The sequence below is a fragment of the Clostridium pacaense genome, from assembly GCF_020709765.2.
Classification (GTDB): Bacteria; Bacillota; Clostridia; order Lachnospirales; family Lachnospiraceae; genus Enterocloster; species Enterocloster hominis.
Map to the genome: position 1 here is coordinate 1 of NZ_JAJFEB020000016.1, position 12,791 is coordinate 12,791.

The 12,791-nt window shown below is 51.9% G+C and carries 12 protein-coding genes; 3 read left to right on the forward strand and 9 right to left on the reverse strand.

All coding sequences use genetic code 11. The features are described 5' to 3' along the window. From LK536_RS50770 to LK536_RS50780, 3 genes are all read left to right on the forward strand, one after another. Positions 1–474: hypothetical protein (locus LK536_RS50770; RefSeq protein ID WP_506092207.1), on the forward strand; the 474-nt coding region annotated here is incomplete at its 5' end. Positions 475–551: 77 nt separating this feature from the next. Continuing rightward, positions 552–803: a TM1266 family iron-only hydrogenase system putative regulator gene (locus LK536_RS50775; protein ID WP_008720612.1), complete on the forward strand. Its 252-nt coding sequence runs from the start codon at positions 552–554 to the stop codon at positions 801–803. A gap of 36 nt (positions 804–839) precedes the next feature. Next, positions 840–1,160: a DUF1622 domain-containing protein gene (locus LK536_RS50780; protein ID WP_120058585.1), complete on the forward strand. Its 321-nt coding sequence runs from the start codon at positions 840–842 to the stop codon at positions 1,158–1,160. Between the two features lie 30 nt (positions 1,161–1,190). Here the strand turns inward: LK536_RS50780 and LK536_RS50785 are convergent, their stop codons facing one another. The 9 genes from LK536_RS50785 to mfd form a co-directional block, all read right to left on the reverse strand. Next, positions 1,191–2,963, reverse strand: a complete 1,773-nt coding sequence (locus tag LK536_RS50785; protein ID WP_227795644.1) for a glycoside hydrolase family 35 protein — start codon at positions 2,961–2,963, stop codon at positions 1,191–1,193. Positions 2,964–2,979: 16 nt separating this feature from the next. Next, positions 2,980–4,092: a glycoside hydrolase family 88 protein gene (locus LK536_RS50790; protein ID WP_227795643.1), complete on the reverse strand. Its 1,113-nt coding sequence runs from the start codon at positions 4,090–4,092 to the stop codon at positions 2,980–2,982. 148 nt (positions 4,093–4,240) lie between these two features. After that, positions 4,241–4,717 (reverse strand): PTS sugar transporter subunit IIB, encoded by a 477-nt coding sequence (locus LK536_RS50795; protein ID WP_227795642.1) that lies wholly within the window; start codon positions 4,715–4,717, stop codon positions 4,241–4,243. Positions 4,718–4,728: 11 nt separating this feature from the next. Further along, positions 4,729–5,526 carry a PTS system mannose/fructose/sorbose family transporter subunit IID gene (locus tag LK536_RS50800; RefSeq protein ID WP_227795641.1) on the reverse strand — a complete coding sequence of 266 codons (798 nt, stop codon included), beginning with the start codon at positions 5,524–5,526 and terminating at the stop codon, positions 4,729–4,731. Next, positions 5,519–6,307: a PTS mannose/fructose/sorbose/N-acetylgalactosamine transporter subunit IIC gene (locus tag LK536_RS50805; protein WP_227795640.1), complete on the reverse strand. Its 789-nt coding sequence runs from the start codon at positions 6,305–6,307 to the stop codon at positions 5,519–5,521. The genes LK536_RS50800 and LK536_RS50805 overlap by 8 nt, the downstream gene beginning before the upstream one ends. A 45-nt stretch (positions 6,308–6,352) precedes the next feature. Next, positions 6,353–6,784 carry a PTS sugar transporter subunit IIA gene (locus tag LK536_RS50810; RefSeq protein WP_227795639.1) on the reverse strand — a complete coding sequence of 144 codons (432 nt, stop codon included), beginning with the start codon at positions 6,782–6,784 and terminating at the stop codon, positions 6,353–6,355. Positions 6,785–6,806: 22 nt separating this feature from the next. Further along, positions 6,807–7,511 (reverse strand): GntR family transcriptional regulator, encoded by a 705-nt coding sequence (locus tag LK536_RS50815; protein WP_227795638.1) that lies wholly within the window; start codon positions 7,509–7,511, stop codon positions 6,807–6,809. Positions 7,512–7,882: 371 nt separating this feature from the next. After that, entirely contained in the window at positions 7,883–9,100 is a 1,218-nt protein-coding gene (locus LK536_RS50820; protein ID WP_227795637.1) for an MFS transporter, read from the reverse strand. 110 nt (positions 9,101–9,210) lie between these two features. Then, positions 9,211–12,786 carry a transcription-repair coupling factor gene (mfd, locus tag LK536_RS50825; protein ID WP_120058587.1) on the reverse strand — a complete coding sequence of 1,192 codons (3,576 nt, stop codon included), beginning with the start codon at positions 12,784–12,786 and terminating at the stop codon, positions 9,211–9,213. Between the last annotated feature and the right edge of the window lie 5 nt (positions 12,787–12,791).

Here is a 12,791-nt window from a genome sequence, read left to right on the forward strand (position 1 = left end):
CCTGTGCAGCTGCTGGTAACAGAACAGTTGTCAAAAGAAGAATACACCTGGCTTGGCAGGCTCCGGAAGGGGCTGGATCTCAAGCTGGACATAGAGCCGCTGGCCAGGGAATATAAGGGCAAGAAGAACGACCCGCTCTATCAGGCGGTGATGGACGTCATAGTCAGGGCCAATCAGAAACAATATGAGGAGGGCAGGAAAATGTGCGAGGCATTAAAGGAATTGTTTGCAGATGAACTGGCGGAACGGGAGGAGAAGGGGATTGAGAAAGGCATTGAGAAAGGCATTGAAAAAGGCATGCAAAAGGGCATTGAAAAAGGAATCGAAAAAGGCATGCAAAAGGGCATACAGGCTCTGATAGAGACCTGTAAGGAACTACATCTGTCCCGCGGACAATGCCTTGAAAAACTAGTTGAAAAGTTCCAGTTAACAGAAACCAATGCAGAAATATATATGAATACATACTGGAAATAACTCCCTCGGGCGGAAACCATTTCCGGCTCCGCCGGTTCCGCCCAAGGTCTAAAACACATACAAGGAGGACATACTTTATGGAAGACCGTCTTGCTGTCATCAGCTGCATTATCAGCAATCCAGATTCCGTTGCAACTGTAAATGAAAAATTCCATCTCCAGTCAGGCCTGATTATCGCACGCCTAGGAGTTCCCTGCCGGGAGTACGGAGTTTCCGTCATAAGCGTGGTCATGCATGGGACCCAGAACCAGATCAGTTCCTTTGCCGGTGACCTTGGCAAAGTGGATGGTGTAAAGGTTAAATCCATCCAGGTTCCCGTCACTTCATAAATACAGTCCAACAACGCAGAAGAACGAGGTTATCCTATGGAATACTTAGAAGAACTCCTGTCCTTGGTGGCAAATGCCGCAATCCTTATTTTTGAATTCATCGGCGTAGGCATCATTATCTACTCCGGCCTGACCGGTTTCCTCAGATTCGTGCGCAGGGCGCCCGACACCAAGATATACCTGGCCAAAGGCCTGGCCATGGGCCTGGAATTCAAGATGGGCAGTGAGATTCTCCGGACCGTGGTGGTGCGTGAATGGAAGGAAATCGGAATCGTGGCAGGCATCATTGCCCTGCGGGCCGCCCTAACCTTCCTGATTCACTGGGAAATTAAGGAGGAGGAAAAGACCGGGGAGTGATTCCCCGGCCTTTCTGCACAGAACCGCCAATCATTCAAAGGCCGCATAATAAGGACGGTCCTCCAGTGATAACGTGCCTGCAGTCTTACCCTCTGTCTCGAAAATAATGATTTCATTCCTGCCTTTTTTCAAAAGAGGCCCGGGTATGTACAGGTACTGGACCGGTCCCTCCGACCAATAGCGCCCCAGGTTAAACCCATTGATGAACGCCACGCCCTTTCCCAGTTCCCGGCAGTTCAGGAATGTATCCGCACATTCCCCGGCCTGAAATTCATACCGGTAAAAGGAAGGTGTATCCCTGAACCATTCACCGGAAAAATCCAGATTCCCAATGTTCTTTAAATCCAGGGCATACTGTTCCCATCCACTCTCAAAATGGATATCAACCATGACGCCTGTCCTGATTCCCTTTTTCTGGGTAGGCGCCTGAAGCTTATATCCGTAATTAACCCTCCCCATATTCTCCACCAGAAGGGTAAGCTCATTTTCATCCGTAAAGTACAGTTCCAGCTCTTCACCGGAATTGTTCTGGTACTGGGTCCCCTCAAAAACCCCGTTCAGATAATACTGGACCCGGTCAGAGGCCTGGACAGCCTTGACCTTCATTTTTTTATTATATCCCTTTACATGGGTCCGGTAAAGCATGTAGCCATAGCCGCTTCCCGCTTCCTCCATGGACATGGGGACAGCGCTTTTCTGGCATGTGGCCAGACTGTCCACGCAGGAGAACAGGGAAACCTGGCCCGTAGGTGTGGCCTGGCCATAGGCAATCCGTTTCCGGTCCCTTGGTTCCATGGTGGATACCTGTGGGAACAGTTCCCTTACCACCTGCCGCACCTGGTAGAACTTGGCGGTAGGCTCCCCCCATTCAGTCAGGATGGCATCGTAATTATAGGATGTAATCTGGGGAAGGTCCGTATACCCCCTGGCGGAGCATCCATTGTAAAACCCAAAATTCGTGCCTCCCTGGAACATGTAAAGGTTGATGCTGGCCCGCTTTAACAGTTCCTTTACCTCCATGGCCAGATCCCCGGCATCCCTGAGGATGATCTTCTCCTTCCACCGGTTGAACCATCCATCCCAGAATTCCATACACATCAGGGGCCAGGTACGGCCATTCCTTTTGAAAAATGCCTCCAGCACATCCAGGTTCTCCCCTGACCTGGAGCCAAAGTTGGCGGTTGCCAGCACTCCGTCCTCTATCAGGCTTCCTGCCTCCAGCGCGGCGTCCCACGAACCATCCGATGTAAACAGCGGCACCTGGGCACCATTTTCCTCCATCAGACGTTTAATCTGTCTCAGGTAGTTCTTATCATTTCCAAAAGAACCATATTCATTCTCCACCTGCATCATGATGACCGGGCCTCCATGGGTTATCTGGAGGGGTGCAATTCGCCTGAAAAGCTCTTTATAATAGGACTCCACCTTGCTCAGGAACAGCGGTGTGTCCGTCCTTACCTTCATGTCTCCGTAACGCAGGAGCCATGGGGGAAGCCCTCCGAATTCCCATTCCGCACAGATAAACGGGCTGGGCCTCAGGATTACATGAAGCCCCATGTCCCCCGCCAGTTTCACAAAGCTTTCCACATCCTTGTTGCCGTTAAAGTCAAATACCCCTTCCTCCGGCTCGTGTATATTCCATGGAATATAGGTTTCGACCGTGTTGAACCCCATTGCCTTCAGGTTAAACAGACAGTCCTCCCAGTATTCCCTGACCAGACGGAAATAGTGTACTGCCCCGGACAGCAGTTTTACCGGTTTTCCATCCAGGTAAAACTCCTCTTTTACTTCAAATGTACTCATCCTTATCTCTCCCATGTCATAAAAACGGGACCCAGTCCCTTCTCAGAAGCCGGAGCAGGCCTTCCATGTAGAAGAAGTCCCCCCACAGGTTGGGCTCATCCACTCCCTTGCCCTCGCCGTAAGCATACACGCCATGGAGGAGGATTCCCTCGCTCTCAGGCTCAGCCTCAGAAGAGGCCATATCCCGGCAGGTTTTAAGCATTTCCCCTGCCCGCTGCGCATTACCTGTTTCCAACATGCCGCAGGCCGCAATGGCCAGGGCGGAGCTGTCCCTGGGCTGGTTGTCCTTATCAGTGAATATCAGGTCCCAGTAAGGCATCCCGTCTGCCGGAAGATGTCCCTCAAAATATCCCACAATCCTGGCGTAGGTTTCCATCTCTGCCTCTGTCAAAGCTGTTCCCGATACCCTTGCGTGAAGGGGTATTCCATAGATGGCCCAGGCCTGTCCCCTGGCCCAGCATGACTTATCGCAAAAGCCCTGATGGGTTGCCCCGTATGCGGGTTCCCCGGTGGCCTTATCAAAGTAAAAGGTATGGTAGGTGGAACCGTCCTCCCTGACAATGCAGCGTACGACATTCCTGTAATGAACCCCCGCGATTTCCCGGTAGCGGTCATTTCCGGTAATCTGCGCAGCAGTATAGAGCAGGGGAAGATTCAGCAGGGAATCGATAATCAGACGGTACTCCTTCTCCTCGCCCATCTTTCCCCATGCCTGGATGAACCCGCCCTTTGGCTGGAAACGCCCTGCCAGCACGTCAGCCGCTTCCACAATCATATCCTTAAGATCCTGGCATCCGGTCACCTTCCAGGCGGCTGCCACGGACGGGCTGTACAGAAAACCGATATCATGATGGTCCAGTACATAATGTTCCTTTAACCGCTGGCCGAAACTCTTTACATTCTCCATTGCCAGGTCCTTATAGCAGCTGTCTCCTGTATGCAGATATGCCATCCACAGCATCCCGGTCCAGAACCCATTGGTCCAGTCATCGTTCTTTTTAATCCTATACCTGCTGTTTGTGGCGCAGGCCGATGGAAAATCCGTACCGTATCGGATCATATTCCTTTTTAACACATCACAGATACGGTCCAGTTCCTTTTCCACCCATATATTTGAATCCACAGACATAGCCTCTCCCTTTCCTCCTGTTTCCATTGAACTCCCGTTAAAGGCTGTTCATCCCCATTGCCTTCCCGTTTTTCCGGAACAGCCCTGATAAAAAAGAGCGTGTCAACCGCTCTTTTTTACCGCTGTATGTTACTATCCATGATTTCATCTAAAAAAATGTCTCAATCCCAACAGAAGGATCATCCGGCACCATCTGGGCCGTCACCTTAACACCGGCTACCAACAGGGCATCCACCGCTGCCTTTTCTTCCGCGTTCATGCTGACTGACTTCTTGTACTGGGTGGTTCCCGGGCGGTTGGACATGTTGCCGATATTTACCGGTAAAAGTTCCACTCCCATCTCCATCATCTTCACAAGCGTCACAGGGGACTTGACAATCAGCATGACCCTCTGCCCGTCATAATTGCCGTTCTTAATATTGGCCACCGCCTTTTCAAGAGGCAGTATGGATGTGTTGACACCTGCAGGCGCTGCCATGCGCAGGATTGCCTTCTCGTTGTCATTGGCAGCCACCGCGTCATCAATCACCATAATACGGTTTACCTTTAACCCGGTGGACCAGCGTGTGGCCACCTGTCCGTGGATTAAACGGTCATCAATACGGATATGTACAAATCCTTTCATTGCAGTTCCTCCTATACAAATACTTTGAAATTATATGCCAGTATACCTACCAGCACCAGCAGTAACGTTACCCTTGTGGAATTCATTTTCTTACGTCCAAGCATCCAGTACGCAAAGAACACAACCAGGGTAGGGGCCAGGGACGGCATGATTTTGTCAGCCAGTTCCTGTATGGAAATGCTTACTTCCCCCCGGGAAAATTCATATGCGAACCTGGCGTTGACCACAGAGGGGATCAATGCGCCGATAACCGTGATCCCCAGGATATTGGCGGCTTTTGTGATTTTCTTTAAGCGGTTTCCAATCTCGCTTACGATTTTGGCTCCCTCCCTGTATCCCATGGAGTAGAAATTCTTCATGCAGAACAGGCGCAGCAGGCCAAAGAACACCCAGAGTACCAGTGCAAGGGGGCTTCCCTCCAATGCCATATAGGATGCGATGGAACCGATGATGGTGGATGGTATCACGTGGAACAGGGTATCTCCGATGCCGGCCAGCGGGCCCATCATACCTGTCTTAAGGGCGGCAATGGTATCCGCGGCATCTGCCCCTGTCTCATCCTGGAGCGCACAGTCCACACCCATGATAATGGGGGCCATGGTATTATTGGTATTAAAGAACTGGAGCTCTGTCTTGGCCAGGTTCTTCCGGTCCTCTTCATTGTCCTGCTTCTTTATCATGGGAAGCATGCTGTAAAAGTATCCAAGCCCCTGCATCTTCTCATAGTTCCATCCTGCGCCTCCCAGGAAATACCATCTCCAGAATACGCTTTTTCCCTCTTTTGTAAGATTGCCCTGCGCCTTATTCATCACCCATGTCACCTCCTGCATTTACTGTGGCCTGCGCCGTCACAGGCCTCTCATCCTTCTCAGACTGGAAGCTGAGGATTGCACACGCCAGGCCCACAAGGGCAACGCCCAGGACCGGTACCTTCAGGTAAGCCGCAAGGAAAAATCCAAGTATCAGATAGGAAATGTTCCGGCTTACAGGCAGATAGCGCAGCAGGATTGCAATACCAAGGGATGGAAGGATCCCGCCCGCTGTCTTTAATCCGTTCATCAGCCACATGGGAAGATGGTTCACCACCAGGTTGACAAAATCAGAACCGAATACCAATGCCAGGAACACGGGAAGCATACGGGATATGGACTGTGGAATCAGTCCCAGGATGTTCATCCTTGCCGCCGCGTCAATATTGCCGCTTTCCACCAGACGCTCCGCCCTGTGCTGGAAATATGTATTGGAAAACCTTGCCAGTATGTCCAGCTGTATCATTAACAGACCGATGGGGATTGCCAGCGTCACGCCAAACTCAGCGCCCTGCCCGCTCTGTATGGCAAATGCAGTCCCTAACAGCGCGCCTGTCATATAATCCGGGATGGACGCCCCGCCAAAGTTACCGATTCCCAACACCAGCAGGTTAAGCGTTCCGCCTACCACCAGTCCTGTAGTGACATCCCCCAGCACCAGTCCTGCAAAAAATCCTGCCATGGTGGGCTTTACGGTTCCAAAGGTTGTATTATTGCCATCATAAAATGCAAATCCTGCATATAAGGTAATGAGCAGAATCTGCCACCACTGAATATTCATTTTCCTAATCCTCCTTGTTTCCTGTGAATGGGCGCCTGTTGTGTGCTATTCATCTTCTGAACCGGCTGCCTGGGCCTCCAGGTCAAGACACACGATTCCTTCCCTTGCAGCCTGTACCAGGCCTGTAAGCTCCTCTGTGCTGCATACATCCATGTCACGCAGCACCGCGTCCACCACCATGGGCAGGTTCATGCCGCTGATTACCTTTGCCTGCGCCTTCAGCCCATGCTTAGAAAGCAGGCTCTCCGACTGGTTATAGGGCGTCCCTCCCCTCAGGTCCGCAAAGATAAGCCCTTTCCTGCCATCGGACAGCCATGTTACAAGATACTCCTCCAGGCGCACTGAAAACGTGTCAATCCCTTCCTCCTCTGTCAGTTCCATGACTGTTATCTGTTCTGCCACGGCCCCCATGACCATGGCTACTGCTGATTTCATACCTGATGCGATTCCCCTGTGGGAAACTAATAATAACTCCATACATTTCCTCCATCTGTGCGGCCTAAATCGGTTCAATCTCAATGCTGAAATAATCCCACCGCTTATATCCCTCAATATACTCAATGGTCCTTCCGTCAAACAGGTATGTATATCTTCTGGTAAAGGCGCTGGGTTCCTTATCTGTCAGACCCAGGAGCTTTGCTTCCTCCTCAGGAGCCGGAAAAGCAATTTCCGTTATCTCCTTCGAGTCCGCCTGGTACAGGTCGATTCCAAAGTCCTCCCTGATTTTCCCGTAAATGGATGAGAACTTCTTCTTATCCCCTGCATCCTCTTCCTTGATAAATTCCTTGATTACATAGCTGTTCTGTACAATAATCGGCTTATCCTCAACCAGCCGCATGCGCTTAATGTGATAAAACTCCTCATTCTCCCCAAGGTTCAGCTGCGCCGCAATCCTTGGGTCCTTCATCACCCTGATATCAAGTACTTCCGTGCGTTCCGCCGCATCCCTGTATTTCTCAATATCGGAAAACTTGACAATCTTGCCGCGCCTGGCCTTGGACACATAGGTTCCCCTTCCCTGGTATCTGACCAGATACCCCTCGTTGGTCAGGCACTGCAATGCCTTGATAGCGGTAATCCCGCTGACATTATACTTTTTCTTCAACTCCGCTTCGCTGTAAAACTTATCGCCTGGCTGGAACTTCCCATTGTTGATTTCATAAAGTAAGCTTTGTTTAATCTGCTGGTATTTTGGTATGGACATATGAACCTCTCTTTCACTGGCTGTTAATTGGTTAATATAATAATCTGTTGTTATCATATCAATTATTTCCTTTCCCTTCAACCAGAAACCTCATTGTCCTCCTGCTTCTTTACAAAGATATACGGATATTCCACGGCCGCTTCTGCGGAAAGCCTCATCCCCTTTTTATCATTCTGGTTATGTCTCTCTTATTAGGTTAATATATTAAGCTGTTAACCGAATAGTATCATATATTTTTTAGTTTGGCAAGAGGTAATTTCAACTATTTTTAAAAAATAAAAAAGCCATGGTCATACCAGGCATGGGCTGGTAGATTAACCACGGCTTTTTTCTGCATATAAAATTATTTCATACGGCGGTTTCCACACCTGTCACCGGCTCCCGCCGCCATCACATCTGCGCACCGCCGGAACTGCCAGGCACAGGAACGCGGCCAGCAAAACCAGGGCACCCGCAATGAGGAACCATTTCTCAACTCCATATCGTTCCGCGAACAATCCCGACAGGGACAATCCAACCGGACCGCTGATTAACCGTATACTGCTGGATAATGACAGGACCCGGCCCAGATACTTTGCCTCAAAGTTGCTTTGGAGCAGCGGCGTGTATATTCCCCAGTAAAAGGGGCCGGACACCCCCATCAGCCAGGAGCACACAACGAAAATGGCAAATCCGCCTCTTGGAAGTATCCCTGAAACAAATAAGCTGAAGCTCATCAGCAGGAATGAACCGATGATGGTATAAATCCTGTTCTTTGTGCCGCCCCATCTGGACAATACCAGGGATCCAACTAAAAGCCCCACGGAAAACACTACCTCAACAATGCTGGCATGGGTGCTGGTCCCGTTAAAATAGGACATGCTCATCAGTGGAAACAACGCGCTGGTAGGCATCAGGGCCAGTGTATACAGGGTGCTGATGAGCACCAGCCCCAGCATCCCCTTGTTGGTGCAGAGGATTAAAAACCCTTCCTTTGCCTCCCGCAGGACCTGCACCTTTCCCTGGTTCATGCCCTGGGATAGTTCCGGTATCACGCTAATCCCCAGGGTGAACACTGCTATCAATGCCCCAGCCACATCCAGGAAGATAATTCCGCCAAGGCTCCAGGAGCTGTATAAAACAGCTGCCAGCACCGGACTTAATATCTGCGACACAGACTCCAGGGCCTGGGAATACCCGGTGCATCTTACCAGCTGGTCCCCAGGCACAATCTGAGGGGTAACCGCCTGCAGGCAGGGCGTATGGAACGCCGAGCCGATGGAGCGGCACAAAAGTACTACAAGTATCAGCCCTGTTGACAGCTTCCCCATCCATCCCGCTATCACCATGGCAAAACTGGCTGCGGATATAAGCAGGTCTGAAATAATCATAATCCGTTTTCTGTCATAGCGGTCAATAAACACGCCAATGAATGGTCCCAGAACCCCCTGGGGCAGGAATCCCATCATCATGGCGGCCGACAGTACCAGGGCGGAACCCGTCTGGTCAGTCAGATACCATACAATTGCAAATTGAAGGACGGAGCTTGAGAATTGGGAAAATGCCTGCCCTGCCCATATTGTAAAAAAGTTCCGTTTCCAACCAGTCATACGCATTTTCCCTCTCTCTTCCTGCTTAAAACGGCACGGCGCAAATCCCAATGGACTCAGTACCCGCCACCTGCCAGCGCTGGAAGTACGGTTTCTGACTGGAGGGAGCACTAATGTGCCTCCCTCAGTTCCCCCAGCCCTTTCAGGATTTCCTTGGCCTTCTCCACCATGGCAAGGCTGTCCTGGTTCTTATTCCTTCTGTCAATATAGTGGAACGCGGGGACCTCCCCCGGCACCAGTTTCAGATCCCCCTTGTAGGCCTTAACCAGTTCAGGGATCTTCTCAATCTGAAGCCTGGCCTTCTGGTACATGGAAAGCCTGATTTCCTGGCGGTTAATGACCACCTCTGTCACATATGCCTGGTGTGCCAGTGCACGCAGGCCCGCAATCATCAGCAGGTTATCCACACTGCGCGGTATATCGCCAAAGCGGTCCATCAGCTCATCCTGCATATCCATATACTCATCCTCTGTTTCAATGGCGGAAATCCTCTTATAGATATCCAGCTTCTGATACTCATTCTTAATATAAGAACCAGGAATATATGCATCGATGTCGCACTCCACCACGGTTTCGTAGGAATCCTCATCCGGCTTTTCTCCCTTGAGCGCAAGCACTGCTTCGTTCAGCATCTTGCAGTACAGGTCGTATCCCACGGCTTCCATGTGTCCGTGCTGCTCCGCGCCCAGGACATTGCCCGCGCCGCGGATCTCCAGATCGCGCATGGCAATCTTGATGCCGGAGCCAAGCTCCGTAAACTCACGGATGGCCTGCAGGCGCTTCTCCGCCTCTTCCTTTAACAGTTTATCACGCCTGTACATAAGGAAGGCATAGGAGGTCCTGTTAGAACGGCCCACACGGCCCCGCAGCTGGTATAGCTGGGACAGTCCCATCCGGTCCGCATCATGGATGATCATGGTGTTGGCATTGGGGATATCCAGGCCTGTTTCAATGATGGTGGTGGATACAAGCACATCAATCTCCCCATTGATGAAGTCAGCCATGATCCGCTCCAGTTCATGTTCCCTCATCTGTCCATGGGCAAATGTAACCACGGCCTCAGGCACCAGGGCCTGGATACGGTTCGCCACCTCGTCAATATCCGTCACCCGGTTGTATACATAATACACCTGGCCGTTTCTGGCCAATTCGCGGTTAATGGCTTCCCGGACCATTTCCTCGTTATATTCCATTACATAGGTCTGGATTGGGGTGCGGTCCACCGGAGGCTCCTCCAGCACACTCATGTCCCGGATACCTGCCAGGCTCATGTGAAGGGTCCTTGGTATGGGGGTTGCGGTCAATGTAAGCACATCCACATTTTCCTTTAACTGCTTAATCTTCTCCTTGTGGGCAACCCCGAACCGCTGCTCCTCATCTATGATCAGAAGCCCCAGGTCCTTAAACTGCATATCCTTGGACAGGACCCTGTGGGTGCCGATGACAATATCCACCATGCCCTTGCGCAGGTCCTCCAGGGTCCGCTTCTGCCTGGCCGGGGTGCAGAACCTGGACAGCATGTCGACCCGCACCGGGAAATCCTTCATCCTCTGGACAAACGTATTATAATGCTGCTGTGCCAGGATTGTGGTGGGCACCAGGTAAACCACCTGCTTGCTGTCCTGGACCGCCTTAAAGGCTGCCCGAAGCGCCACCTCGGTCTTGCCGTAGCCCACGTCGCCGCAGATCAGCCGGTCCATGATCCGTCTGCTTTCCATATCCGTCTTCACCGCATCAATGGCATCCATCTGGTCATCCGTCTCATCATAAGGGAACAGTTCCTCAAACTCCCTTTGCCACACCGTGTCATGGCCGTACTGGAACCCGGCCTTCTCCTGCCTGGCAGCATAAAGCTTAACCAGGTCCTTGGCAATCTCCTGGACCGCGCCCTTAACCCTGGTCTTGGTCTTGCCCCACTCCGTGCCTCCCAGCTTGTTAAGCTTTGGCTTCTTGGCATCCGCGCCGGCGTATTTCTGGATGCTTTCCAGACGGGTGGCGGGCAGGTACAGGTTACCGCCGTCCCCATACTCAATCTTGATATAGTCCTTGATGACCTTATCCCGCTCAACCTTCTCAATTCCCTTGTAAATACCAAGTCCATGCTCCTCATGGACCACATAATCGCCCACGGACAGCTCGGAAAAGCTCTGGATTGCCTTGCCCTGGTAATTTGTTTTCTTCCGGCGCTTTTTCTTCTTTTCCACGCCGAACATATCACCCTCGGTGATATAGACAAATTTAAGGAGCGGGTATTCAAACCCCCTGTGAAGGCTGCCGTAGGTAACCATGATTTCCCCGGGCTTTACCTTTGGGTGGGCGTCCTTTGCCTCCCTTCCATCCCCGGTTTCCATCTCAGGCTCCGCCCCATCCGGGCAGTAGGCCCGCAGACCGTACTCCCGCAGGTCGCTGGCCAGCCTGCTGGCCCTTGTCCTGGACGCCGACAAAAGGATGACCCTGTACCCTTCCTTTTTCCATCTGGTCAGGTCCTTAATCAGGATCTCGAAGCTGTTCTGGTAGGAGTTCACATTCTTCACATCAATGCTGAACTTATGGTTCACCTTCATTCCCGGCAGCTTCTGGTCCAGGCCGGTAAGCATCACGGTCAGGGGCCTCTGGACCCTGGCCATGACCTCTTCCACCGGATAGAGCAGCTCAGTCTGCCCCGGCAGGAGATATCCCTTTTCCAGGCGGTGCACCATGCTTTCCCTGAACTCCAGTTCCACGGTTTCGCCCTTTTCCCTTAACCTGGCCGGTTCATCCAGGTACACCACGCTTTCCCCCTTAGGGAAATACTCCAAAAAGGACACCGTGTCCGGACAGAAATACCGGATATACGCGTCCAGCCCCCCAAGCTTCCAGCCCTCCCGAAGCCCGTCCGCCAGTTCCTCTATGATGGAATGGATCCTATGGGCTTCCTCCGTTTTGTGCTGTTCCCGCAGGGCCTTCTCATAGGTCTTAGCTTCCTTCCTCAACCGGTCCGTCCCTGCCTCCAGCTGCTTTTTATCCAGCACAACCTCGGCCGCCGGATAGATGGTGACAGCGTCCAGCTGCTCCACGGACCGCTGGCTCTCCAGGTCAAAGGTACGGATGGAATCCACCTCATCATCCCACAGTTCGATGCGCAGCGGCACTTCCTCTGTCAGCGGGAAAATGTCGATGATTCCGCCGCGGATGGAAAACTGCCCCATGCCGTCCACCTGGGCCATCCTCTCATAACCCATGGCGGTCAGTCTCTGCCTCCACACATTGAGGTCAATCACCTGTCCGCTTTCAACGGTAATGGCCTGCTCCTTCAGATACTGCAGGGGAAGGAGATGGTCCATCAGACCGTCCATGGTGGTGACCACAACCCCGCCTTGATCCTCCATCAGGTGCCTGAGCACGGCAATCCTCTGCCTCGTCATAAGGTTTCCATGGATGTCCGCGCTGTAGAACAGCAGGTCCTTGGCCGGATACAGCCATACCTGCTTTGTAAAGTTACGGAAATCATCGTATATTTCCTTGGCCCGGGTGTCATCATAGGTCACCACCAGCTTCCACGGAAATGCCGTCCCTTCCCCCAGCTCGTACATCAGATGCACCTTCTGGGAATCCAGCGTACCCGTTACCTGAAGAGGACCCTTCCCCTTATTCAGGGCCTGGATCAGATTGTCATATTCCTGTAATTCCAATAATGGGTTTTCCATCTTAC